Consider the following 24,265-nt stretch of genomic DNA (forward strand, 5'->3'; position numbering starts at 1 on the left):
TCTCACTGCCGACGCTTGGCCGGATGAGGGCCAGGCCGCCGGTCAGGGGGTGAAGGGTGGGTAGATCTGTTTGATGATGTCCGCAGCGATCATTTCCTCGATGGTCAGCCGGGCAAAGGTTTCGATGTTGGTGTAGTCGGCACCACTCGTCAGGATCGGGAGTCCGGTCGCTGGGTCGACGCGGATCACCAGGAATTGAGTTCCACCCCCAGGCGCGGCGTACTCGGGGGCGATCCGTCCGGTCAGTACCGCGAGGTTGTCCGGCAAGGGTTGATCGAGAGCGTACTGGTAGTAGGGCTGTACAGCGTTCTGCGGAGGAAGGCTCCGAGCCGGAAAGATGTCCCCGTCCGCGCCGAGGAACTCTCCGCGGGGCTGGCCGAAGCGGTCGAATGCGGTCCCGGGTGGGAATTGCGGCAACATTTCGTATACCGGCAGTCGTGTAGCCGGGTCGATTGCGAACCCCAGGTGATCTGGCCAGCCCCACCGTCCCGTCGTCGGGTCGATGAACGTCGCCTCCCACGTCGCCAGCGTCCCGCCGGGACCGTAAGGCGTGGCGTCCGGCGGGAACAGCCGCACCGCTTGAGGGTCGATCCCGGCCGGGTCGGGGTATGCCCCGATACCGGTGGTGGGTTTCGGCGACGGGCTCAGGGCCGGAGTGGCTGGCGGCAGTGCCGGGGTTGCAGTAGGTGCAGCTGGGTCGATCGCCGCGACCGGTGGCCTACCGGGCGCCAGGCCAGGATCGGCCGCCGGGGTTGTCGGAGGCTTCACCGGCGCAGTGGCGGGAGGTTTCACCGGCACGGTGGCACCGGCATCCACACCGGTGCGCCCGATCCCCTCAATCACGTCGTCGCCAGCAGTGCGGGCGATACCAGCCTCGACGCGCGTCGCGGTGGACGCCACGCGCGTACCCAGTCCGGCTTCGGCGAACGGACCGGTCAGCACCGCTGCACCGGCATCGAGCTGTATCTGTTGATACCAGTACTGCGGACCTTCTTCCCGCAGGGCATCGAGCCGCAGGGCGCTTTCGAGTACGTCACGGGTGGTACCGCTGGGGTCCTGGTTGTAGGCGACAACGGCTTGGGCGACGGACTTCCCCAGCCCGAGAAGATCCGACCCCGCCTCGGCGAGCCCGTCGATTCCGTTGGCGCCGCGCACATTCTGGCTGAACCGGAACAACGACGTCAGAATGGATCCTTGTTCACTGAACCAGTCGTCCCGTGCGCGTTCTGCAGCGGTTTCACGTAGCCACTCGTCGCGGTCGTCCTTGGCCTGCGCCGCCGCAACTGCGGATTCCTGGTTGGCGTCCTCCTGCGCGGCGGCCATCGTGTCGAGGGCCTCAGTGGTGGGCACTGTGGTGACCTCCAACTCGGCATCACCCGAATCGACAGGATTGTTGTACCGGTTGGTGGTGCCGTCCCCCTGATCGACTGTCATGTCAGATCCAGGCTTCATCGTGTCCTGGTTCGGTACGTACGCCGTGTAGCCGGGGTCGGGGGTGCCCACTACCGCGACGCCGTCCGGCTGACCCGAGATCGCTTCCTGCCCGTTCGGCAGTGCGGTCGCCGTCATCGACTGTCCGGAGGCGACGTTGTCTCCGCCGTAGAGCGGGTCTGCGAGGATCGGATACAGGATGTTTTCGATGCCTGCGGTGTCGACGACCTGGACGAGTTGCCCGTCCCGGATCTCGTAGTGCGTCGGGATGGGTGTGCCGTTGGCGTCGTACGCCCACGGAGCGTCGATTGTCGAGACCGGGTTTGTGTCGGCGTCGAAGACGGTGACCGTGCCATCGGGGTTGACGCTCATGTGACCGCCGGGCGGCACCGTCACCGGAATCACGGATTCGTGTGAAGACGCCTGGTCGTGGATCAGGAAGAAGAACCGGTATCCGTCGGCGATCGGATCGAACACCCGCAACGAGGACTGCCCGCCAGGTGCATACGCCATGAGCGGTGAAGCGATGGTTCCGACTACCTGTGAGAGGACTGATTCGGGTGTGCGGGGACTGAATGGTCCCGGCCGACCGCGCACTCCGATTCCGGCGGCGGTGAACGCTGCGGCACCGACGAGGACCAGTTCGAGGTAGCGGTCGCGGCCATCGTCCTCGCTGAGCTCCGCGTTAGTGACGGTGGGAGTCGATTCATGCTGTCCAGGAGCAGTATTCGGGGTTTCTGTGGGTACTGGTCCGGGGCCGCGATCGGTGGTCACTGTGGGTGCGGTCGATCCTGCAGGCTGCGGCGTAGTCGGGGCAGGGCCGCTGGTGGTTGTCGGAACCGGAATTCCTGCAGGGTTCTCGATGCTTGGAGGTTTCGGCGAGTTCGGCTGCCCGGGTTGTGCCGCGCCGGGTACGGGGACGATGGGGGTGCCGTTGTAGGTGGGAAAGTTCGTCGGAGCATTGGCCCCGACATTCGGGCCACCGCCTGGAGCTTGCGCACCGGGGAGCCCGACGGTGGTCGTCGGCGCAGCTGTCGCCGTCGTGGACGGCGCGCTCAGGCACGGGTTGATGATCTCTGGCGGGATGGGCGCACCAGGTGGGAGCGACGCAATGAGATTCAGGTAGATCTGATGATCACGTGCCCGCACCGCCGCGCAGTCTTCTTCCGGTGTCGCATGCGCCGGTCCGGCAGTGAGTGCAAGCCCGGCACCGATCACTCCGGCGGTCCCGGTCAACAGTGCTCCGGCAGCGAGAAACCCCGCCAATGGCCGCTTGAGTTTCAGTGCGGACTTCACCGTCGATCACCACTCGTGTTCGACTTCTTCCGAAGCTCGGCGATGAGGGTGTCTGCGCCCCACCAGAACACTCTGCCCGCGATCGACATCCACAGAAAGAACGCCAGATACACCAGGATCGTCCCGTAGTCCGCGGCCCAATCCCCGAGGCGTCCGATCACCGCGAACGCGGCAATCAACAATGCGAGCCCGAAGACGGTGGCAATGACCGCTTTCGACATCTGGCTCAACTCACTGTCGCGGTCCCACTCCTGCCTCGAGGCTTCAGCGCCTGATCGGCCGGGATCGGTGGACGACTCCCGACCGGATCCGGGTGGGATGTACGGCAACGCGTTCTCCGCCGCGATGTCGCGGCGGGTGGGTGAAGTCATCGGGGCGTTCGGTGAGGTAGTCATCGGAGGTGAATGCCTTTCCCCGCCAAGCGGGTACGCGAGTCTCGGGATGCTTGTCACCCCGCATGGAACATGCATCGGGCGAGATGCTGGCGGGTGACGAATCAATGGGCGGCAAGCTGTGGTTGTTACCAGGGGCAGTTGATGTACGAGGTGGCTCCGGCGGCCCACTTCCCGTTCGGCGGAAGGTAGAACTCGTAGGATGCGCAGCCGTTCGGGTACTGCGCGGCCCGGGACGTTTCGATTGCCAGGACGTTCGCGGAGGAGTCGATCACCCTCTCCCACTCCGGAACTGGGACCATCACATTCGCATTCGCCAGGGCGGCCGGGATGCCGCTGTCGCGGGCCGCGACCGTGACAGCGTGATTGATGGGGATCTGCACGACGGGGGCGCCCAGTTCTGCGAGAGTGGGTGCCGCCGATGCTGCCGGAGCGAAGGTGAGCAGAACGCCACCGATCGCAGTCGTGGCTGCTGCGGTCGTTGCCGCGATTTTCTTCATACGTGCGTGGGTCACGGAGTTCTCCCTTGGGAAGACAGGTCCGATGAGCTCGAACGCTGTTTGGTTACAGCGTTTTCGGCTGTCCGAGTGATCCGAGAGGTCTGTCAGAGCCAGGTGGGATCGGAGTACACGAACACACTGTTGTCCGATGTCGCCGTCGAGACGGCGAACTGTGCGTAGGAGCGGATCGTGACCGGGCCCATGCACGCATCGACCTTGACGTGCACGTTCTCCGCCGTGATCGATGCCTTCGCGGCTTCGAGGTCCTTTTTGCCGAGCGGGATGCTGGTGATCGTTCCCGGTGCGATGGTGGTCTGGATGCTCGGGTTCACCGAGGCGTTCACGCCGATGTTCGCCGACGGAACCCCGGAGATGGACACACCCACTGACGGGCCGAGGGAAAATCCCAGTCCCAGGCCGAGGCCGGAGGAGACGTCGATTTGGCAACCGATCTGCAACCCCTGCTCGATATATCCGGTCTTGACGGCCGTATCGCCCGCACCGGAGATGGTGCCGGTGACCTTCGCCGACACGAAACCCTCACGCGTGATCGCCGTCGTCGCAAGGTTGGGCACGGGGTTCGCCGACAGTTTGGTAGCAGCGAGATCGAGGGTCCAGCCGTCATCGGTGACCGTGCTTGCAAACTTGTCCGGCAGTGCCGTCAGGGTCGCCGACGCGGTACCGGCAAAGGTGAGTGCGCTCGCCATCAATACCGATGACACCGCAGTAGATGCCCAGGCCACCTTCCCGATCCGGCGCTTTCTTGTCGGCGTGCAGACGGCTTCAGCGGTGCTGGTGGCCATGGTCGGTCTCCCTCGGAATGGGTTGAAATCTCGGCTAACAGAACGATTGCCGAAACTTAACTGAGCATCTGACCGGGACGTTACAACACCGCATAGATGCCCGACTAGCCTCCAATGCCCGGATCAGTCCACCTAAAGTCGTACTCCGAGTTACGGAAACATTACGGAGAAGCCCGGACCAGGCGGTTCGTTCTCCGGAGATGTGTGACGAGCCTCATGGTCACGAAATGATGACGCCAAAGGCCACACAGTCATTTGTCGGCAAACGCACGGTGACCTACCGTGCGAAGGGGCTCGATGGTGGCGCGTTAGCCGAGGACCATCATTCGCGCGACGTCGAGAGCTCGCGTTCCGTATGTCTGGGTGTAACGGTTGACGCTCAAATCGCAGCGATGACGGCACACGCGAGGGCCTGCTGGGCATGGGATTTCGTGGGGAGTCGATCGCTGTTTCCATCCGAGTGGGGCAGGGCTACTTCACCGGAAACGCCTGCCCGAGAGCGCAGATTCAGACACGTTCGACGAATCGCTCGGCTGCGGCGACAACGACATGCACGAGTATCGGGTCAGCTGCCCCGTGTGCGGGTGGCAGGAGTACCTACGTGCACGCAGAATCACGCAGAATCACGGTCCCAGTCCCACCTGAGTGGTCGCCCCTGTCAGTCGTCAAAGGCCAGTGAAGAAGTCGTCGTCGACATCGATGTCGGTTTCCACGTCCGAGAGCTCGAGGGTGAATGACTTGGGACATGATACGAAATAGCTATGAAAAGACCCTTTGTTGTGGCCATTGCAGCGCTCGCGCCGCTAGCCTTCCCTGCTGTGGCGAGCGCCCAACCGACTGATTCGACGCTGCCTCCGGTGGTGACACTCACCAGCGACGACTCGTCAATCACCGCGACCATCACAAACCCGAATGGACCTCGTGCCGTAAAGGGGTACACGCGCACCTGCACCCTGTCGATTGACGGCAGCCCCGAAGGCTTCAGCGACTCCATCCTCCCCTTCGAAAACCCCGACTGGCAAAACCACCCGTCAGACCCCACTGACGCCACCATTTACCCTCAGGCCGGACAGACGGTCACGGTGACACGAACTGGCCTCCCCCAGGGTCGATACAGCCTGTTCGGACTTTGCGGCCAAATGAGCCACGGGGGCGGGTGGATGTGGGGCTCCGGACAACTTTCCGAACGAGTCCAGTACGAAATTCTGGTCGGGCCTGAACCGAGACCTGAACCTACCGGCTCCCTCGCGTTTGGTTCGTAAGGCACCCCAACCAACTCGGGGGGCTTCCCAACACCGGACGCCAATCATGGTGGATCCCACAACGATGAACCGAACGTCGACTCAGGCACATTGGATGCATATTCGCTAGCCACGAATGCGGACGACCCGAGCGTATCGAACAGAAACGAGCCGAACGAAAGCAGCTTTCGCGGAACGGATTGCGACCGTTCTTGCTGCTTTCGTCCGACTCGCCTGTCTATCTCACCACTATGACTGGTCGAACTGTCGTCGCCTGCCTGCGATGCAACTGCCCCTGACCGCTTCCGATCGAAGTCGGAAGCTCGTACCACTCACTCGTCCGAATATACAGAAGCGGCGCCAGTTCTCGCGCCGCCGTGGGCTGACGGTCCCCACTTGCCCGGCCGATGCGTTCCGCAGCTACCCTCCTGCGACAATGCCGTCGCTGTCAGCGTTTACAGAAAGATGCACCGGCCAAAGGGAAGACGGGCTGGTGCACTGTTCCGGCCGTCAGCGGATCTGGGTCAAGCCTCGCCCCCTCTCCGCTTCGCGGCTTCCTCTCGCAGTCTGTGCGCAGTCCAGTTTCGTGAGACTTCCGTCGCCTATTTCCTCGTCCATCTCGGCAGGGGTTTGCGCTGCCTACGCGATGCGGTCCGCACTGACCTTCATGGCCATGTTTCATTTCCTGCGCAATAGGTTTCACCGTCGAACGGCAAGTTGCCAGAGGCGACGCCACCGCCCAGCCCTGTATCGACCGACGACGGAGCGCCTATTCGGACGCCTGAGCGGTCCCTGAGTCCTCGCCCGCGACGATCAAGTGAGTTTCGACGACCTCGGATGATCCATCTCCGGTCAGCTCGACCTTGTTTACCTCCGCAATAACAACTTTCGACATCTCGTACCTCTCTCGTTTCATGCAAGATTCCGTCTGGGCGAACACTATCTGCCGCTCAGCGAGAGCGCTCACCCAATCTGGCGCGATCCAAACTCTGCGATCATCGTGTCCCATTTCCGGTCGCGGGATGCGAGGCTCACGCCTTGCCTTCCGTCGGGCTTGGCGCACCGCATCGGCTGTGCCCACGGGGCGCACAGTCTGGATACGCTCACGGAATGCGTTACCTACGCGCAGATTACGCATCGAGAGGATTGGACTCCATGGCAGCGGAAGACTTCTTTGTTCGGGACGGACTCCCCCCGGGCATGACCAATGACGAACCAGTTCCGTACGGCTATCGCCGGTGGAACGGCGTCGTCTGGGCCGACTCGTGGACAGACACGTACAACGCCATATCGCGGCGAGCCGTCATCGCATGGAGACAAGGTCTCGACAGCAAAGCCGAGCAGGAAGTCGAGGCGATGTACCGGATGGCCGCACAATTCGACCAACTCGGGAAAGAACTCGCCGAAAAGGGCTAGACCGCAGACGAACAGACAGCGATATCGAATCTCGGCTGCAACGGCGCGCTGGCTGTCGCTCTCACATGAACGTATGGGCACTCGACTTTATATTCGAAGTCGAGTGCCAGTTTCGTAAGTCCGCGGCCGAACAACCAGCTCGTCAGCACCTTTGCCAGCGAAAGTCTTGACGCAGCATGGGAAATACCGTGCAGTCGCGCCGAAAGGCATCCGTCCAATGAACGCAACCGAGTACCAGACGACCACTGTCGAGCCGCTCAACGCCGCAACTGGTCTCCTCTTCGACATCGTCTTCATCGGCGGCAGGCACCGCGCATTGTCCGCACCGCTTGCTCAGCCCAACGCGCGCGCCGAACGCGCCGCCACACACGGTGCGCCCCCTTAGCCACCCATCTGGCCCGCCCATTAACGCCCTCAAGAGTTTCTATTGCGTCCCCTGACATCAGAAAGGTAGGCGGTCAGTTCCGCGCCGCACGCGCACGTTCAGGACCTGCGCGTCGCGTAACGCAGCGACAGCACACAGCGATTCAGCAGCGAGTAAATTTCCCCCACACACAAGGAACACAGTGCCGCCGACCACCCGCTTTGCCACGTTCGCCGCAGCTGCTCTCACCGCCGCACTCGCTCTCTCAGGATGTGGCAGCAGTGACGGATCACCGACGTCAGCCGTCACCAGCGAAGCACCCGCCGTCGACTCGGTAGAGGACACGACACCTGCCCGAGTGGAAGGCAGAATCGACAACCCGGACCGCACCGAAATGCATGGCTTCCTCACCGCCAGTCCGTACGAGCTGACGGCCGACCTCGAGGTGTACTCCACGCAGCAGCTGACGGCGGACAGTGCACCTGCACCGGATGGAGAGAAGTACGTCGTGATCAGCTCGGCACCAGCCACCACGAGTTGGATCATCGAAAAACGTGGATGCACACAGGAACTCGGCGCATGCGGGCGCGCGGACCTCACCGAGACTTTCGAGCTGAACTACGCGCCATACGACTTCTCGCTCACCAGCCCCGATCCGGTGGAGCCGGTGAAGAAACGGGCACGGTTCGGCTCTCCACAGGGCGCCGAGTTGATCTTCGTGGTGCCTCAGGATGCTTCGGTGATGCAGTTGCGCGTGTCGGCGTATCGACCGGGACGCCTGGACGCTGTGGAAGCATGGACGGACATCGACGTCGAGTTTTCCACTCTGCGATAGCGTGCCTTAGAGAGGTCGCGGAGAGGCACCGGTGTTGTGACCGCCCTCGACGGATCCTCTCCCCCGCTCGCTCGACAACACCGACATCCTCGACTGCACCCTCGTCGAATACTGTTCGGTTCTTCACGGCGGACCGATCCGGCTCGCTGACGATCGAAGGAGTGCAGAAGTGGCGACAGACGCGAACTTAGGCCCGTGCGTCATCTGCGGAGATCCCGACAATCCCACTCTCGAACACATCATCCCGCAGGCGCTGCTGCTGCGGATGGGAGTCGAACCCGCGACCACTGCCGATCATCCGTTCACGACATCACTGTGCAACGGCTGCAACACCGCAACCAGCAAGTTGCACAACAACACGGACCTGCTCGACTTGATCGAGACAGGGGCACCGGTCTCGCAGAACACCCTCCGCGCCCTCGCCTTCTGGATCGTCTGGATCACCTTGCTGCTGGGTGTGAAACGGGGCGGAGACGTCTGGCCGATAGAAGACGCACGTAAGCGATTGCAGTCACGCTTCAGCGACCGCTCGGGTGGGGGCGTCCCCAAAGGCACCAGGGTGTACGCAGCCCTGGTTAACGAAGACGAAACCAGCACCCTGAGCGCCCCGTACTCGATACTTCTGCGCAACGACCCGCGAGTGATCCTCGACCAGGCAAACTTCCCCACCGGCTACCGCCCATCAGGAGCAAAAACAGCCGCCGCCGTCCTGCGGGTCGGGAACCTCGTCGTGATGGTTCTGGGACCAACATGGTCGTCGGGACCGGACCACATTTCCCTCATCGACAAGGCCGCAGCCGATATCGGACTGACCCCGATCTGGCCGTCCACCAATCCCGAAATCACGCTGACGCCGCACACCGTGGCCCTCAAAGAGGTCTGGAATCTGTTCGTCTGCACACCTTTCACGACCCGGAACAACGAATTGCTTCCCACCGCCCTTCGCGCCCTCGAGTCCGCTGTGAGCTACCTGGACCCGAGCACAGAGACCTAACGCGAGCGCGGATCCGGAGACCTGCCGTTCCGGCGCACGGGGTCCACGCTGAACTCGTCGCCGCTGCCACTCGCATCCGACTACGCATCCGACATCCGCTTTAGACTTCCTCTATCACCCTTCCCCGAGAGAGGCCTTTTGTGATGCCGGAGAACACAATCAACAGTGATGACACGGTCGAGGACGGCACCGACGCCAACGGCCCCTTCCGCAAGATGACGCCTGCAAAGGACATCGCGCACTGTGCGGCCTGCGGCCGACAAACCGAGGTCGTGATCATCCGGGATCCCGACACCGACGACGAGACGTGGTACGGGCTGTGCTGCGACGCCTACGGCGACGACTTCCCTGATTCAGTCCGCTTTCCCTTCGGCCGGTAGCCCCACCCCGCTCGCTACGAAACGAAAGACAGGTTCATGAGCACCTACAAAGCATTCATCGCTAAGGACGGCAACAGGTTTCAGGTCTCAGTCTGCTGGGATGACAACGACCCCAACAGGTTCATCACCGCACCGTTTCCTCTCGAACCATCCGACGACCTCGACAACCAACTCGGGCGAGCTGGGTACCGGCTGTTGTCGAACGACTCCGACAACATCGGCCGAGGTTGGGCCTTTGTGTCGCGGATGGCAACGGATCGCCCCTTCTACGATCCGGTGGAACAGACCTGGCGCTCATCTCTGTCCGACGATGCGAAGCAGAGAATCCGCGCCAAGTACCCGGACGCGTCGGTGCCTGGCGTAGCGTGAGCCCTCCCTCCGCCGTGCCCGATGTGACGCGCTAGCGCCATCCGCGAACAGATGTGACCCCTCCGAACTTCTCGGAGGGGTCATTTTTTGTGCCCGGATCCGCCGCTACTTGCAGTGGACCGCAGCATGATTGACGGACGAAGCGCACCGGTTGCAACGCCACAGCGTTACCCGGTAAACACTTGCGATACCACGTTCGAATTCAACGGCGTTGTCGCGGTTGAAATGTCAGGCACCGGACACCGTGACGATCACCCCATTCTTTGGCCTTTTTCGTGTAGCCGGTACGGGAGAAGAAGATCGCATCCTTGCCCTCCGCGTGCGCGATTCCACTCAGCCGCTGAATTTCGTGGAGCGCGATCTTGGAGGAGAAGAACTTGACCTGGGCGACCGCCCGAGCGGATGTGACGTCGATTCCGCCGTCCGGCCCCGCCTTCGTCTTCCTGGCGTCGGGGTAGCCGTTCTTACGCATCCAGTCCTCTGCGAAGTCTTCTGCGTCCTCCCACGTGAGCAGCGGACGACCACGGAGCCGCACACGTGGCGGCGGAGCTTCCGCATCTACTGCGGGAGAAGGCTGGGCTGTCTCGTCCACCTGCGGCGAGGGCAGGTCGAACAGGAACGGAAACGGATGCTCCGCGTCACCGGGACTGAGAACTGGTCGATACTTCGGATTGCCGAAAGCCGTTGGCTGCGCCCGGGCCTGGGCTTTGATGTTGGCTTTGTTCGCAAGGTACCACTGGCCGAGGCCTGGCCCTCGTGAGTCCAGGTAGCGTGCGGCCGACTCGTCACGCCATCGCACTTCACCTTTGAGACCCTTCACCTCGCGTAGGCACAGTCGACAACGATTTGATGACCCGCGGACGAGCGGTCCACCGCAGTAGCCACACAACCAGAGTTCCTCCACGGCCTGCAGTCTACGAACCCGGGAAATCCGTGGCCGCTGGCATCCTCGTCAACCAATGAATGTGGCGCGCGCATCGCCGACGAGATCTCGTTTGTCGGTGACACGCGCCGTTCTAAAGATCTACTGCCGGGTCAGCTCCCGAAGTTCACGCCTGGGGCTGCTGCGGGCGCACCAGCGGCGGGCAGCGTGACCACCCAGGACGCTTGCTGCACGGCGTAGGTGGTGAACGGGAACATCGCCAGGTATGTCTCGAGTCCTGGGTAGTCCGAGGCCCACATGCTCATCGGTTCGTCGAGGCTGCCGCAGGACGCCAAGACGACGTAAGCGCCGTCCGGGATACCGGTGACTGTCTGAACTGTTGTGCCCGTCGGGATCACGCCGGTCTCGTAGATCGTTTGTCCTGGCCCGATCGTGTCTTCGATCGACGGCAACACGCCACCAGGGGCGTCCCCGAGGCCCGTGGTGCACTGCAGAGGACCACCCGAGTTGTTGGTGATGGTATTGCTCACCGTGGACCCGGACGCGCTGTAAGCGAAGGTGACGTCGGCAGCCGTCGAGGCCGAGGCCAGCGAGGGAGCCGCCATTGCCAAGGGAAGAGCTGCAGCACCAACCAGGGCCGCGCGTGTGATCGAACGCATCGAATCTCCTTCTCGTTCAGCATGAAAGATCGTGGGTCGATCTTGACACGAAACGAGACCAATTGGACGGTTTTACCGGAGATTGATGTCATGGCTAACGACCACAGTTGGCGGCTATCTCAGAAGGTCCCTGGGATGTCGAGTATTTGTATGCCCGTTTCTCTTTCGAGTGCTGTCCACAAGTCGTCTCGATCTGCGAGCGCATCAGCAGTTGTTACCGCGTAGTCACTGGGTCGCGCGGTCGAGTGCGTCCGATCGCCGCCTTCGGCGAATAGCGCCAGACAAGCGTCGGTGTGCGACATTTCGTGCCGCGCCCAGTATCTGATGCCGTCGAACCCGGCGGAGCGGAAAGCCTCTGCCCACCGTTGGGTCAGGGTGTAGTCGATGGTCGTGTTGATCTCGGACGTCATTCCGAACTCGATGGCCCTGTTCGAGGTGACGTCGGCAATCTGCAGGTCACGGCGAACAGTCACGGCAGACAGTGCGCGGTCGTCGATTTCGGTTCGGGGGATGTATTTGATTCCGACCCAGCACTCGAGGAGGGTGATCAATTCCGATTCTGCGGTGTAGCAAGTGCCATGCGGGTCAGTCAGGTCGAAGCGGCCTTGCAGGCTGCTCCCGAACCACCATGCGCCCAAGCCGTCTCTGTGTGTCCGATAGAGGACAGTCCCCGCGGAGACTGTCCGCGCAGGGAACCGTCCCCGAAGTTCATCCGGGGACGGCGGCGCGCTCAAGTGTTGGACGGCGCGAGGCGCGCTCACGCAGAGAGCCGTTCCGCCATCCGCCAGGCAAGCGTCACCACCAATGGGTAGTCGCCGTCGACGAGTGCGGTGCGGGGGGTGCGACCGTCAAGTTCGGGCTGTTCCGTGGACATCCAGGAAGCAACCGTCCAGGACTGGGCGTCGGCCGATGTCCACGCTTTGAGGACCTCTTTGAGGCCTGCGATCGGGACATGTGGGGCGGTGTCGGTCAATCCGCCGGACCAGTACCCGGATGTGCCGTCTGCAGCGGTCAGGCGCAGTACGCGGCTGTCCTTGACGGCCTGGCTGAGGTTCTGTTTCGTCCAGTTCGTTGCTTCGAGCATCTGCTTGTGCGTGAAGATGGCGCCGACGTGGTTCTCCCACACCCGACGAGCGCGCAGGCTGGACAGGACGTTCTTCACTCCTGCAGCGACGTACTTGGCGTCGTCGGCGTCGAGCTGCTCGGATGCCATACCGAGGGCGTCCAACTGGTCGTCGACGACCTTCTTCAGCGGTGTGCTCATGTCCCCATCATCCTCGGTCAACCCGGTCAAGTCAATGGGTCAAGTCAAAGGGTCAAGTCAATGGGTCAACTAATGAGAAGTTACATCCCGGCGACGATGATGTCCGGATATGCGCGGACAGCAGCACCCTGTTTACTGGCTGGTACCAGGTGGGGAAGATCCGGTTCGTCGTCCAGGGACACCGGGCCGTCCCAGGGAGCGTCAAGTGTTGGGTTGTATTCCCAACCATCACAGGACATGTCGTCAACCCATATGGCAGTCAGGGAAGTGTCGAAGTGCTTCTCCGCGAATGCCGTGACGCCGGGGAGGACGTTCTGATCGAAGTATCCTCCACGCCCGACTTTGATGTCGCATCCGAATGCGCTCGGCCTCACTCTGGCGACGTATTCGCCTGCCGCCGAGCGCAAAACCACATGATGGTAGGTCCCCATGTGCGGATCCTTTCTCGTTCTGCGGGCGGGTCTTTCGTGACTATTTCTACACACGATTCAGAGATTTCGTGGAGTCGGCGTGGCCCCGCGGAGACCACAGGGCCGGGTCTCGGACCGCGCTGTACCGGCTCCTGGGTGCTCAGTGCTTTCGCCGGGCGACAACGATGCCTGCAGTTGAGATCAGGATCATCGCCACCAGGATCACGACGAAGTACGACCTGTCCGCGACTGGTGTCAGGGTTTCACTTTCTTTGGTCACTACGTCGGTGAAAGTGCAGCTCACACCTGGCGGGAGCCATCCCCAGAAGTCTGTAACTCCTGCCGCTACCTGCTCCGCGCGGTCGGGCAGCAGATAGGCGAACCGCGCCGAAGTTCCGTAGTGATCGATGCACCAGCTGGGTTGGTGTTGGAGTCGCAACGACAGCAGACCCCAGAAATAGACCAGCGCCAGCAGGACCACCGAGATCGCCAGAGAAACCTGGCTCGCCCGCAGTGCTCGACTACTCACGGCTGACGCGTTACAGCCGCGCCCTCACGCGGCAATGACGGCAACCGGTACACGCGCGGGCCGATGTCGCCACGAGCAGCGTTCACGAGCACCGGCGCGATCCGCACTCGCCGTTCGAGTGAGCGCTTCGGCCCGTACCGCTGCCGCCGCCAATGCCCACGCCGGATATGAGGCGCCACCTGCGCGCCGGTCCCCTGTGCGGCCCCGGACTCCGCACGCCCGGTTGCCTTCACGTTCAGGACCCGCACCGCGGCGTCCTTGCGGGCGGGTGATTCGCCGTCCACAGACTCCCGAACTGTGATGTATCCGTCGGTTTCCTCAGCTGCGCTGTGCCAATCGCCCCATGCCGCGACCGCCGCCAGGTTGATCACCTGGTCGCGGAACGCGGTACTGTCCAACGACGCGGGGAGGGTCCATCGCCCGAGCACACCGCCGGACTTGGCGGGGATCGTTATGCACCAGGCGAACTCGTCGTCGAGTCGGCCTACGGCGTCGGCGAGCAGGACGAGGCCTTCGATCCTTGCCCCGCGCTGCTCGATCATGTCGCAGAGGTCGACCCGGTCGGTGGTGAATCCTCGTGTTCCGGCCAGCAACATCGATCCCAGGGACCTTGTCTGACCGCGGCCCAAGATGTCCGTGACGACGCGCGTCATCCACTCCCACGATTCGTCCACCTCAGGTGTCGACGGTGTCGCGGCGTCGAGTCGGAGCGGATCGGCGAATGCGAGGAACACCTGTGCATACGGCAACCGGATGTCGGCGCGGTCTTCGGCTGAGAGCGGCTCCGAATCTGCGTAGTTGAGTGTGTGTCCGGGTGGGAGCCAGAAGGGGACGGCCGCTTGTGTGGCGACCGCGATCCTCGACGGCGCACACGACCCGGCGCCACCGACGTAGCGGAGCGCACTCCCCCATGCTGCCGCTGTGTACCAGTGCTGCAGCGAGGCCGCGTCCGCGGGAATGGGGTGACGAGGCATCGCAGCGATGGGGAGGCGAATCCGGGAATCGAGGGCCTGCTCGGTTCCCGCACTGTACGCACGCTGCCACGTCGTAAATATTTGACGGGGCGGCAACCCGGACAACGCGTTGCGTGTTGCCGCACTCAGTGTTGCGTGCGCTTGCGTCGGGATGGAGGGCCCTTCCGGGAAGTCGGTGTGTTCCTCGCTCAGGACCAGCCCCAGGGCCTGCGCCGACCCAGCCGACTCAGGGCTGGGCTCGGCGATCCACGAGGCCGGATGCCAAGCACTGACCGCCGCCGGAGTGCGATCGAAGAGGGTACCGAGAGCGCGCTGCCGTGTGTCGTCGTCAACGTCGGCGTCCGCGCGATGATCATCCGCAGGCAACCGTGAGGCGAGTAGCTCCTTCCGCATCTGCTTCTGGGCCTCGGTGTGGTGCTTTTTCGGTTGAGCCGATCGTCGTCCGCCGCGGGCGCGCTGAATCGCCGTGGCTGCTTCCTGCGAGATCTGTCGCCGGTCGGCGACGTCCAGCTGAAGAATCACGCTGTCTTGGGCGCTGATCACCGCCATGAACGCTTCCAAGCTCTCGGTCGTGCCGCCCCCCAGGGCGTCGGTGATGGGATCCAGCATCCTCCCCCAGCGATCGTGGACCCGCTGATACAGCGCACGGTGGGACTTCACCCATGGTCCGAGCGCGGCGATCTCGTTGCCGAGTCGATCGACTTCCGCCTGGCAAGCCCTGTCCCGGTCCACGCACGCCCCGTCCAACTCGCGTTTGAGTTCATCCGCTTCGGCGCGCGCCTTGAACGCCGCCTCCTGCAGGCGCTCTTCCTCGGCGAGTTCCGCCCGGACCGCCGCGAGCTTGTCCTGTGCTTCCCGCATGTCGCGGTTGTGCTGGCCTGACGGTGCTTGCCGCGCGCCATCAGAACTCCCTACGGTTCGCCGGGTACATGGCAAACGGCTTCGGTACCGGGAACTCCGGGACGCCCTGCGCTTCGAGCGATTCGAGGGTTTGGGTCCGCAGCGCAGCTTCCTCCTCCAAGGACTGCTGCAGCGAGTTGAGTGTGTCCTTGCCGTAGGAGGACATCCTCGCGATGACCCCGGTGCGGTCGAAGCGGTAGAGCGACCACCGAATGTGGTCGCAGCTCGCCCAGACTTCGTCGATCGCGTCCGTCAGTTCACCCGCGCGTGAGCGCAAGTCTTCGACTTTCGGATTGACCACGGCGTCCCGGTCCCGGTGCGCTTGACGGATGGCCACGCTGAGCGGTTCAGGGTTCGGGGTGGTGTTCTCGGTGTCCATCCGCTCCCGGCGGAGTCGCCGGATCTTGTCCTGGATGTCGGCGATCTGCTTGTGCATTTCGTCGAGAGTTGCTGGTGCGTCGGCCATCAGTTCGACCTACGTCCACGACGCAGTGACATGTCGTCGCCAAGTCTGATTGTGGAAGCGCCAAATCGGTAGCGAATCATGTCGTGCACCTTATCGACTCGCGCCGACGCGAATGCCGCTGGCCACGTTGACCTGTCGAGTGCGTCCGGCACGGTACAACTAACCGATGAGACGTCTGGTCGTTCGCCACCGCATTCTGATCGTTGTCGCTGTCGTGATCGTCGCGATAGGCGGACTGTGGTGGACGAAGACGATTGCCTTCACCCGCTCATCACCGGTCGCGTTCACGGCCGAACCCTTCGCCTACGTTCCGCGCGGCGATCCTTCTGACGTCACTCCCACAGTGATCGCGGCCTTCCCGTTCTCGAACGACGAGATCGTGAGACTTGTCGCTGAGCGGATCGTAAACGCCTATGGCGGCAACACATCCGACTACGAGTCGAGTCTGACCATCAAGGACACAACGGCTGTCGCGGGGAAGGTGGTGTACGCCCGCGGTCGGACGCCGCTCTCGACTCAACGGATCGCTAACTACGGGGCCGAAGCCCTATGCGATTTAGTCAACGAAGCCGTCTTCGCGCACACCGGCCAGGCGCATGTCGCGTTCATGGTGTTCACCCACTAACTTCTGCCCGTTCTCCGAGCGGTCCGTTCCATGCCCTTCCAAGACACAGGACGCACCCTGTCCCGGGTCGACGCCGTAAGCGGTTCCCCGCCGAAAGTATTAGCCCTAAAGGACTACTCCAGATCGACTAGACCGTACGGACTCTCACCCGCACAGCCCCCGCCTGTCAATGCGGCACCACACCACTGCACAGCCCACGACTCCGCCCGAGGCCCCCGGGGCGGTAGCGCAAGCTCGGCCCGACAGCCCCGTGATGAATACTGGGACGCACGCGCGGCGCCGACGGCCGTAGGAACGAAGGAGCAGTCCGTGACACGCCCGCAACGCCTGATCGTCCTCGTAACAGTCGTCGTGCTCGCAGTATTCGGCGGGTTGTGGTGGACGAAGACGATCGCGTTCACCCGCACCGCTCTCGTCGAGTTCAGTGTCACACCGACGCAACCCGATGCCGGAACCACGAGTTACGTCTTCGTCGGCATTCAAACAACCCCCGAGGACCTCACCAAGACCGCCGAACTCCTCGCACGCACACGCGACGGCGCCGCAGAAGACTACGAATCGGATCTGACCATTGCTGGGGCCTCCGACATCGCCGGGATCGCGGTGACTGCTCGCGCACGAACACCCGGCGCTGCAACGGCACTCGCGAACGATGCCGCGCGTGCGCTCAGTTCGTATCTCAACGACATGCCCACGACGACCACCAACAAGATCACCTACCGGGTCAGCCTGTTGGCTCAATAGCGAGCCCACCCCGACCGATTCCTTCTCGGTCGGCGGTGACAACGAGGACATCGTTCATGCGGCATTCCGCCGCGTACCCAAGGGCCATCGCCCACGGCTCAGGGTTGTACCGGTTTCGGCCAGGCCGTCGCGTCTTTGCCGGTCACCTTCGGGTGGGCGACGACGGCGGCAATGAACGCCGGAATCGACATGCCCAATCCGTGCGAAAGTGTCGCTGCCGTCGTTCTGCCTTCGAGCCAGATACTCGGATCATCTTCGAGGGAATAATGAAATTCCGTATTGGAGCGATTCAGCGGTTGGGCAACGACACCAGGTCCAGTCGTGCCATTCCACATCCACGCCACATACCCCAGGTAGCGGCCACTGAGGTGCATCCGAAACGATCCGATCACCTCTGCCGCATAACCTTTCACCGCGTCTTCGAACCGACTGAAGGTCACCGACGCGCCTTCGTAGCGCCGCTCATCCCCTGACATGACGGCGAACCCGTTCGAGGTCTTTCGTACCCCGTGATAGCCGCGAAAGTACCCACTACTTCCACGCTGCATTTCGGTCACGACATATCCGTCACCGGAGAACACTGCATCGTTCCACTCCAACCCGAACGCGGTAGGAATGACGGAGCGCAGGTGGTCGACGGCCGCGCTGAACTCCGAGACCTCGGCATCGGTCAACGAACCCACGCCGTGGGGGTTGTTCTCCTCCGCCGGTTCGAGAGGGATCCTGGTCATATCTGCTCCTGGGAGACAACTGCGTCAGCACTGAACCATAGCCAATTCGGAGCTGCTGGTTTCACATCTTGGCCCGTCATCTCTTGCACGTGGTTGTGTCCTCCGCCGACAAACTCGGGTGCGCCAGTATCGCCGCGATTAGCCTTCTGATCTGCATTTCTATTGCCCGAACAGAGCAAGATCGGGGAACTCTCGGTCGTCCGGCACGCTGGGGGCGTCGTAGCCGAAGCGGTTGCGCATCCTCGGAGCAACCGCTTCAAGCGCTGTCCGGGTGCCCACGAGTAGAAGGCCGATCACACCCCATCCGATCAGGAGTGACGCCGACACCGAGAGTGGAACGACTTCGGAGGGGCCGTCGGCTGCTGTGTGAACGCGGTGGTCGATCCACCAGCCGACCGCAGCGACGGCGCACACCGTCCACCAGATCAGGGCGGCGGAAGCGGTGCTCGACAGAGTCCTTGTAGCCGCCCGGATGCGCCGTCGATCATCATCAGAGACCTGTCTGGGGTCGATACTCGCGCGGGAGAGAGCGCGAATCGTCTGTCTGAGGGCGACACCACCGGCTACTGCGACTATCAACATTCCCAGCCCGAACAGTGCACCCCCGACTGTGGTTGAGCCGTCGATGGCGCGTTCAACCTTGTCGCCGTAGGTGAAACGGTCGGCGTACAGACCAGGTTGGCGCAAGTAGACACCGATAAAGACGATGCCGCCGCCTACACCGACGAGGAGTCTGCCGACCCAAGCAGACCAGTCGAGTGGTCGCCAGGATCGACGTTGCGCACGCCGCTGCGCACGCGTAGTGACCTCCACGGCAGGTCCACGGTCCCCCAGGACTCCCTTGGGCAGAAGGGAACCCACTCTGGCATGCCAGCGGCGGTTGAGTACCGAGAACATCCATCCAGCGGCTGCGCAGCACGCCGCCGCTACCGCGAACACACCCGCCCACACCGCCCACACCGTGAACTCGGCGCGGTGCACTTCATCCCCGAGCCGTCCACGATGCTCGGCCGCGAGAATCACGCACACCAGGACAGCGAACAACGTGAATGACCCGAGGATGAGTGTGCTCACCGATGCCGGAGCATAAGGCGCCGGACTCGCCTGCCCCCGCACGACCAACGTGTCACGCAGCTGGCGGCCCTTCGATCCGAGACCGGCATAAAACGCCCCGAGAGCCATCCTGGCCACGGTTGCGATGTATCCGTAAACCAGACCGACCACGAGAATTCCCACGGCGGCTGCGCCGACGATCCCCCTCCCGACACGGTCCGAAGCCGGATGCAGCGCGTCCGGTAAGGCGGCAGAGGCAACGAGCATCGCGAAGGTGACCAGGCCCAGCGCGACACTGCACCCCACGAGTACGTCAGCGGTGATTGCTTTTGCCGCGTCGGCCAATACGAGCCGCCGCGTCGGCAGCACCTCCTCGTGTGAGTGTTCACCGCGCCGTGACCGCCCGCCCCGAACGGCCGTGGATCTTCGTTTCTGTTCGTTCCTCACTGTTCAACTACTCCCCGTACTGTCACCGACGTGCTACCACACTCGACTTGAACCCCGCACCTGAGAACTGTGAGTAGTCCACGAACACATTCCCGCTCCCGCCGTCGGGGGAGATGAACCCAAAGCCTTTCTCCGCGTTGAACCAATCCACGATTCCCTCGGCCACAACTCGCTGTCCTTCCCTTGTACGAACGGACTTTCTCGGCCACCACCAGCAATCCTGCCAGGAGTACGCACGCCCCCGGGACGAACTGATCCCAGGTTGCTCAAGCCCTGGTGTCGTTCCCGAGCACAACAGTTCGTAGTCGCCCCCCTCACATACCTGTCCCATCGGCTGCCGCTGTTCGCAGGTAAGTTGGCTCAAATGGATGGAGCTCAGCAGCTGTTTCCCTGCCCATGCTGCGGCTAGCTTGTGTTTCAGAAATCTCCCGGCAGCGACGACCACTGCCCTAACTGTTTCTGGCAAGACGACAATGTTCAGTTGCCGTGGCCCGATTTCGCGGGCGGCCCCACCCGCCGGTAGCTGGTCGAAGCCCAGAAAAAACTACGCACGCTTTGGCGCGAAGGATAAGCGAGCCCTCCCGTACGTCCGCCCGCCTGAACCCCAAGAGGTGAGAGACGAAGGCTGGGCACCAGCAGATCTACGGCGCTACTACTTCGAACGCGAGGGAGAGCTGCGAGCGCCGCGGCCCACCGACCACACCACGCTTTACTGGTGGCGTCCGACCTTTGGAGACGCCCACAACGGTGACATCATGAGTCGATTAACAGCCAAAGGGCTTCGAACGACCCGAAGTCACTCCGGGCCGCGCGCTTGTTTCACGTGCAGTGCGTTGCGCAGCTGCCATGGCGATCAACAACACACCAAACAAAACTAGGCGAGGTCCAGAGAATTGCCATCGGACGCCGACCCTGCTGCGCCGCTATCTCTTTCGCCACCGAGATTCCGCCAGTCGCACGTACACCGACGAATCCGCCGGGATGACGTATCTCGCTTCTGCAGCTCTGAGCTTCGTGGCAACGTCGGCAAGCAGGTCCAGTGACCCCGACGAGAGACCATTCGAGGTCGACAACAGCTTTCGCAGGTCCGAATCATCGAGACCAGCAACAATCTTCTCGTCCTCGCCGTACGCGGCATCGCGATCACCGTCCCACGGGGTCGTGAAGAAGTATCCGGGAGAAACACCGAAATACTTCGCCAGCGCCATCACCACGTCGTCAGAGGGACTGTCCCGCACGCCAGTTCGCAGTTGCGACAGATACGGGGTCGAGATCCGGCAGCCATCGGCTGCCATGCCGTTCACCACCGCCCGATTCGTCAATCGCCGTCCCGAGTTCGCGAACAGGTCGTTGAGCCGTACTTGGAAGACGTTCTCCTGCGTCACCCGTCCCACCACGCGATACTCACACCCTTCCGATTGAGTCTTTGCTTCGACGCTTCGTGACCGCCGCCCCCGCGACGATTCCGATCAGAAGCCCGGTCATCAGCGAAGATCCGATGCCCCCGACGCGGTCCGGCGCGCGGCCGGTCCACCACAAATCGGTGCCGTACAGCAGCAAAGCCAATGGCCCCGCCAGAAAAACGACACAGTACGAGGCCGCCCACAGCCAACCCTGAAGGCGATCGAAGCCGTCGAAACCGAACACGACCGCAATCCGCACCGCGTGCAGCACAATCCACGACATCGAGGCACACGGCAAGACCACCGCACCTGCTGGCGCTCTCCCGGCCCAGACATCGACGACGCTGCCGATCACCGCGCTCACACCGATGACGGCGACGACCACTGCGGCCGTTGCAATCCCGTACACGAGGCAGCCTTTGTGTTCAACTGCGTCCACCGTGTCAGGTTGGCGGTCAGCCGGGTTCGTCTCGGCCGCTGAGATAGCCGCGTCGCCTAGTTGTGCAGAGTGCATGTGAACGCCTCGATCCGTATCAGCGATACAGCGTGCCCACGTCGTTTGCCGGAGTGGGGGGTGCCTCATTCGGGTCCCGCAGGACCACGGTCTTCATGATCATGTCGGCGAATGTGCGTCGTTTGTCTTCCCACAGCGGAAACAGGTAACCGATGTAGCAGGGCAGACCGTCGAGGATGTGGGCGAGCTGGCGCGCGAAGTTCTGGCCCACCCCGATCGGCTGGCCGGTCTCTTCGGAGACGACCCGGATGCCGTGAACACGCTTTCCGATCGAAGCTCCCGTTTTCCCTTGCCTGACAATGGTGTTCCAGATCCAGAAGGCGAAGGTGGCGAGTCCGAGGATCACGGTCAGAACCATCAGAGTGTCATCGGGTCCGTGACCGCGAACGTATGCGCCGGTGCGGGGGTCGTAGGAACCGTATTCGATCGTTGTCGTCATCGCCGTGTACGAAATCAGATACGGAATGCTGAACGCGAAATCGACGAGAGTCGCCAGCACCCTGCGCCCCCAGGAGGCGTACTCGATGCGCTGCGCTGGAGGGCGGAGTTGGTGGTCCTGCGCGAAGTACGGCTGACCGGCCCCTGGCGAGTTGCTCGTCCCACCAGGCAGCGGCGAGCGCGGCGGGACCCAATGATTGTGACCGGCACCGGGATCGGTGGGGCCTGGCCCGGGTTGCTGTGGCGGGTACGTCACGGTTGTTTCCTTTTGCGAGGTGAGCGGGGGTTGGCCGATGTCTGTCAGAACAGTCGGAATCCGCCGCCGTGTGCATTGATATCGGCGATCCCGATGTTGATGTCCGCAGCATTGATCGGCGCGTGGAACGGCGGCGGGCCCGGATCGAAGCATCCCGGCCGGAAGCCGTTACTGACCACGCCCACAAGGCGGTCCCCTACGACCACTGGTCCGCCGGAGTCAGCGTGCATCGAGCACGCGTGCTCGACGATCTCCCCGTAGACCTGGTCGTATCCCCAGGTCACACCGCACGTGGTGCCGGTCTTGCGGCCTTCCTTGCACACGATCGTTCCCGGCGTCGGAGCAGCGCCGATGCCGTTGATTGTCGTGCCGCCCACCGTCCGCAACGGAGTGACCATCGCGTCGTCGAGGTCGATCACCGCGATACCGGTCACCGGACTCGTGTACCGGAACTGCCCGATCACCCCTGCACCCTCGTCGTATTCGGCGATGACACGGTCGCCTCGGAAACCGCAATGCCCGGCCGTCAAGCCCACCAACGACCCGGCGTTGTCGTAGCCGACGGCAGTCAGGGTGCACAGCCCGCTCACATGGGGGTTCGCGTGATCCGTGTCGGGCAGAACGATTCCCGAGCCGCCGCCCAATGCCACCGTCGGCGCCGCCGACGCAACACCGCCGCCCGCGATCCCTGTCACTGTTCCAATCGATACGAAAACGGCCGCTGCCACAGCAGCTTTCAACGTGCGTGACATAGGTGGGTGCCCTTCGGTTTCGCGGCGACCACGAGCCGTGATCGACAGGTAGCTGTTAAGTCCGGTTTCACCAACACACTAACCGATCGGAGCTATTAGCTCGCAACCCCGCAGGTCGTCACGAAATCAACACGGCGATGACTTTAGTCCCTTATGCCGCCCCACCTGCACCGATAATCGTCGCGAGCTTGCAATTATCCGGCTAACAAAGCCCTCCGATCGCCCAGTCAGCTTCCGCCACAATCACAACAATGTTCTGTCCGTCACATCTCGGTTCCTGTAACCGTGCGTTCATACTTAGATCACCTTCGCGACATGCTGGCGGTAAATATTCAACTAGCCAGTTTCCAGCAAACACAGGAGAAGATCAGATGCCCACCATCACCCTCGGACTCGACTTCCTGAACCAGCTTTTCACTATCGGTGATCTGATCACCGTCGGCGATCTCGTGTTCAACTACGCACCGACCTACAACTAAATCGCCGACCGGCGCGACCCTCGCGGCCCCGTCATCGGCTGACCGGAATCTGTTGCGCAGTAGCATGAATGGCGCTCACCAAATATGGGTGGGCGCCATTGATGTTTATTACGTTGCCGCCCTCTCCTCCGACGGGCGCAGAACAACTCAGGGCCTCACGCGCATGAGAGGCTCACGCCCTACCTAGTGTGATCTGAGCCTCCAGCACCCCTTGAGGGGTTGCCAATTATTTGCCGTTTGCGTTCACTGGATGGCCAAGGAACCTACCGTTCCGACATTTCCGGCATGCGGCCGTGAGCCGACCCCCGGACCGAAAGAAGGATCGTCCATGAATCGCACACACAAAATCCTCGCGACCCTCGCCATCCCCACGGCAGCGGGGGCCTTCGCCGTTGTCGCCGCCGGATCGGCCTCGGCCGCGACACCGGTATCCGGAAACGGTTACGTCGGAGTCATTCTCGATCACAACGAAACCGTCGTCGCCAGCCAGATCGACGCAGGTAACCTCATCAACCTCGCATTCGGCGACGCCTGGACCGTCGGCCTGCCCGACGATTCCATCTGGAGCACCGGCGGAGGCTGGACCCCGGTCACCGGCGATCAACTCTTCGACGAAGCGGCGTCGCACCCCAACGGGACCGTCGGCATCCACCTCGCCGACCCCGCCACCAACCTGGGAAACATCTTCTACGCCGGAAGCGGCTGGTAAAGAACGCG

The 24,265-nt window shown here is 62.8% G+C and carries 30 protein-coding genes; 10 read left to right on the plus strand and 20 right to left on the minus strand.

All coding sequences use genetic code 11. The features are described from left to right. Window positions 1-42: 42 nt before the first annotated feature. The 5 genes from R4P65_RS19100 to R4P65_RS19120 form a co-directional block, all read right to left on the minus strand. Window positions 43-2,727 carry a glycohydrolase toxin TNT-related protein gene (locus tag R4P65_RS19100; protein WP_317827724.1) on the minus strand — a complete coding sequence of 895 codons (2,685 nt, stop codon included), beginning with the start codon at window positions 2,725-2,727 and terminating at the stop codon, window positions 43-45. Then, window positions 2,724-3,122 (minus strand): hypothetical protein, encoded by a 399-nt coding sequence (locus R4P65_RS19105; protein WP_230813119.1) that lies wholly within the window; start codon window positions 3,120-3,122, stop codon window positions 2,724-2,726. The genes R4P65_RS19100 and R4P65_RS19105 overlap by 4 nt, the downstream gene beginning before the upstream one ends. Window positions 3,123-3,247: 125 nt before the next feature. Next, on the minus strand, window positions 3,248-3,634 hold the full coding sequence (locus tag R4P65_RS19110) for a hypothetical protein (protein WP_317827725.1): 387 nt from the start codon (window positions 3,632-3,634) through the stop codon (window positions 3,248-3,250). Between the two features lie 89 nt (window positions 3,635-3,723). After that, entirely contained in the window at window positions 3,724-4,326 is a 603-nt protein-coding gene (locus tag R4P65_RS19115; protein WP_411742563.1) for an MspA family porin, read from the minus strand. Between the two features lie 2,106 nt (window positions 4,327-6,432). After that, complete coding sequence (locus tag R4P65_RS19120; RefSeq protein ID WP_166655255.1) at window positions 6,433-6,579, minus strand: hypothetical protein; 147 nt, start codon at window positions 6,577-6,579, stop codon at window positions 6,433-6,435. A 239-nt stretch (window positions 6,580-6,818) separates the two neighbouring features. Between R4P65_RS19120 and R4P65_RS19125 the strand changes: the two genes are divergently transcribed. From R4P65_RS19125 to R4P65_RS19150, 6 genes are all read left to right on the plus strand, one after another. Next, complete coding sequence (locus tag R4P65_RS19125; protein WP_317827727.1) at window positions 6,819-7,079, plus strand: hypothetical protein; 261 nt, start codon at window positions 6,819-6,821, stop codon at window positions 7,077-7,079. Window positions 7,080-7,296: 217 nt separating this feature from the next. Further along, window positions 7,297-7,464 carry a hypothetical protein gene (locus R4P65_RS19130; RefSeq protein WP_317827728.1) on the plus strand — a complete coding sequence of 56 codons (168 nt, stop codon included), beginning with the start codon at window positions 7,297-7,299 and terminating at the stop codon, window positions 7,462-7,464. Between the two features lie 181 nt (window positions 7,465-7,645). Then, on the plus strand, window positions 7,646-8,278 hold the full coding sequence (locus tag R4P65_RS19135) for a hypothetical protein (protein ID WP_317827729.1): 633 nt from the start codon (window positions 7,646-7,648) through the stop codon (window positions 8,276-8,278). Between the two features lie 169 nt (window positions 8,279-8,447). After that, window positions 8,448-9,272, plus strand: a complete 825-nt coding sequence (locus R4P65_RS19140; RefSeq protein WP_317827730.1) for a hypothetical protein — start codon at window positions 8,448-8,450, stop codon at window positions 9,270-9,272. A 143-nt stretch (window positions 9,273-9,415) separates the two neighbouring features. Next, on the plus strand, window positions 9,416-9,652 hold the full coding sequence (locus R4P65_RS19145; protein ID WP_317827731.1) for a hypothetical protein: 237 nt from the start codon (window positions 9,416-9,418) through the stop codon (window positions 9,650-9,652). Window positions 9,653-9,688: 36 nt separating this feature from the next. After that, window positions 9,689-10,021, plus strand: coding sequence for a hypothetical protein (locus tag R4P65_RS19150; protein WP_317827732.1), 333 nt, complete (start codon window positions 9,689-9,691; stop codon window positions 10,019-10,021). A gap of 202 nt (window positions 10,022-10,223) precedes the next feature. Here R4P65_RS19150 and R4P65_RS19155 read toward each other — a convergent pair whose 3' ends face one another. From R4P65_RS19155 to R4P65_RS19190, 8 genes are all read right to left on the minus strand, one after another. Continuing rightward, the gene (locus R4P65_RS19155; RefSeq protein ID WP_317827733.1) at window positions 10,224-10,841 is read right to left on the minus strand and encodes a restriction endonuclease; all 618 of its coding nucleotides are present in this window, start codon (window positions 10,839-10,841) and stop codon (window positions 10,224-10,226) included. Window positions 10,842-11,056: 215 nt separating this feature from the next. Beyond that, window positions 11,057-11,563, minus strand: coding sequence for a hypothetical protein (locus R4P65_RS19160; protein ID WP_317827734.1), 507 nt, complete (start codon window positions 11,561-11,563; stop codon window positions 11,057-11,059). 119 nt (window positions 11,564-11,682) lie between these two features. Then, window positions 11,683-12,324: an RES family NAD+ phosphorylase gene (locus R4P65_RS19165; protein ID WP_317827735.1), complete on the minus strand. Its 642-nt coding sequence runs from the start codon at window positions 12,322-12,324 to the stop codon at window positions 11,683-11,685. Then, window positions 12,321-12,827 carry a hypothetical protein gene (locus R4P65_RS19170; RefSeq protein WP_317827736.1) on the minus strand — a complete coding sequence of 169 codons (507 nt, stop codon included), beginning with the start codon at window positions 12,825-12,827 and terminating at the stop codon, window positions 12,321-12,323. Before R4P65_RS19170 ends, R4P65_RS19165 begins: the two co-directional genes overlap by 4 nt. 80 nt (window positions 12,828-12,907) lie before the next feature. Next, the gene (locus tag R4P65_RS19175; protein WP_317827737.1) at window positions 12,908-13,258 is read right to left on the minus strand and encodes a hypothetical protein; all 351 of its coding nucleotides are present in this window, start codon (window positions 13,256-13,258) and stop codon (window positions 12,908-12,910) included. A 139-nt stretch (window positions 13,259-13,397) separates the two neighbouring features. Next, window positions 13,398-13,766 (minus strand): hypothetical protein, encoded by a 369-nt coding sequence (locus tag R4P65_RS19180; RefSeq protein WP_317827738.1) that lies wholly within the window; start codon window positions 13,764-13,766, stop codon window positions 13,398-13,400. Then, window positions 13,763-15,601 carry a hypothetical protein gene (locus tag R4P65_RS19185; protein WP_317827739.1) on the minus strand — a complete coding sequence of 613 codons (1,839 nt, stop codon included), beginning with the start codon at window positions 15,599-15,601 and terminating at the stop codon, window positions 13,763-13,765. Before R4P65_RS19185 ends, R4P65_RS19180 begins: the two co-directional genes overlap by 4 nt. Window positions 15,602-15,641: 40 nt before the next feature. Then, a complete protein-coding gene (locus R4P65_RS19190) occupies window positions 15,642-16,106 on the minus strand; it encodes a hypothetical protein (RefSeq protein WP_230813108.1) in 465 nt (154 codons plus the stop codon). Window positions 16,107-16,272: 166 nt separating this feature from the next. On the opposite strand from R4P65_RS19190, the gene R4P65_RS19195 reads away from it, so the two are divergent. Both R4P65_RS19195 and R4P65_RS19200 read left to right on the plus strand, forming a co-directional pair. Further along, entirely contained in the window at window positions 16,273-16,731 is a 459-nt protein-coding gene (locus R4P65_RS19195; RefSeq protein ID WP_317827740.1) for a hypothetical protein, read from the plus strand. Between the two features lie 309 nt (window positions 16,732-17,040). Continuing rightward, window positions 17,041-17,475: a hypothetical protein gene (locus R4P65_RS19200; protein WP_317827741.1), complete on the plus strand. Its 435-nt coding sequence runs from the start codon at window positions 17,041-17,043 to the stop codon at window positions 17,473-17,475. A gap of 98 nt (window positions 17,476-17,573) precedes the next feature. On the opposite strand, the gene R4P65_RS19205 is transcribed toward R4P65_RS19200, so the two are convergent. The 3 genes from R4P65_RS19205 to R4P65_RS33170 all read right to left on the minus strand — a co-directional run bounded on the left by R4P65_RS19205 (window position 17,574) and on the right by R4P65_RS33170 (window position 20,037). Continuing rightward, window positions 17,574-18,206, minus strand: a complete 633-nt coding sequence (locus tag R4P65_RS19205) for a hypothetical protein (RefSeq protein ID WP_317827742.1) — start codon at window positions 18,204-18,206, stop codon at window positions 17,574-17,576. A 159-nt stretch (window positions 18,207-18,365) separates the two neighbouring features. Continuing rightward, window positions 18,366-19,628, minus strand: a complete 1,263-nt coding sequence (locus R4P65_RS19210; RefSeq protein ID WP_317827743.1) for a hypothetical protein — start codon at window positions 19,626-19,628, stop codon at window positions 18,366-18,368. Between the two features lie 100 nt (window positions 19,629-19,728). Continuing rightward, on the minus strand, window positions 19,729-20,037 hold the full coding sequence (locus R4P65_RS33170) for a cold-shock protein (protein ID WP_411742556.1): 309 nt from the start codon (window positions 20,035-20,037) through the stop codon (window positions 19,729-19,731). Window positions 20,038-20,118: 81 nt separating this feature from the next. Between R4P65_RS33170 and R4P65_RS33175 the strand changes: the two genes are divergently transcribed. Beyond that, window positions 20,119-20,229 (plus strand): CPCC family cysteine-rich protein, encoded by a 111-nt coding sequence (locus tag R4P65_RS33175; RefSeq protein ID WP_411742557.1) that lies wholly within the window; start codon window positions 20,119-20,121, stop codon window positions 20,227-20,229. 400 nt (window positions 20,230-20,629) lie between these two features. Here the strand turns inward: R4P65_RS33175 and R4P65_RS19220 are convergent, their stop codons facing one another. The 4 genes from R4P65_RS19220 to R4P65_RS19235 form a co-directional block, all read right to left on the minus strand. Beyond that, a complete protein-coding gene (locus R4P65_RS19220; protein WP_317827744.1) occupies window positions 20,630-21,091 on the minus strand; it encodes a helix-turn-helix transcriptional regulator in 462 nt (153 codons plus the stop codon). A gap of 19 nt (window positions 21,092-21,110) precedes the next feature. Continuing rightward, a complete protein-coding gene (locus R4P65_RS19225; protein WP_317827745.1) occupies window positions 21,111-21,548 on the minus strand; it encodes a hypothetical protein in 438 nt (145 codons plus the stop codon). A 94-nt stretch (window positions 21,549-21,642) separates the two neighbouring features. Continuing rightward, the gene (locus R4P65_RS19230) at window positions 21,643-22,317 is read right to left on the minus strand and encodes an RDD family protein (RefSeq protein ID WP_317827746.1); all 675 of its coding nucleotides are present in this window, start codon (window positions 22,315-22,317) and stop codon (window positions 21,643-21,645) included. A 44-nt stretch (window positions 22,318-22,361) separates the two neighbouring features. After that, a complete protein-coding gene (locus R4P65_RS19235; RefSeq protein WP_317827747.1) occupies window positions 22,362-23,012 on the minus strand; it encodes a S1 family peptidase in 651 nt (216 codons plus the stop codon). Between the two features lie 864 nt (window positions 23,013-23,876). On the opposite strand from R4P65_RS19235, the gene R4P65_RS19240 reads away from it, so the two are divergent. Further along, a complete protein-coding gene (locus R4P65_RS19240) occupies window positions 23,877-24,257 on the plus strand; it encodes a hypothetical protein (RefSeq protein ID WP_230813098.1) in 381 nt (126 codons plus the stop codon). Window positions 24,258-24,265 lie beyond the last annotated feature (8 nt).

The sequence above is a fragment of the Rhodococcus sp. IEGM 1318 genome (assembly GCF_033142465.1).
Lineage (GTDB): Bacteria > Actinomycetota > Actinomycetes > Mycobacteriales > Mycobacteriaceae > Rhodococcus_F > Rhodococcus_F qingshengii_B.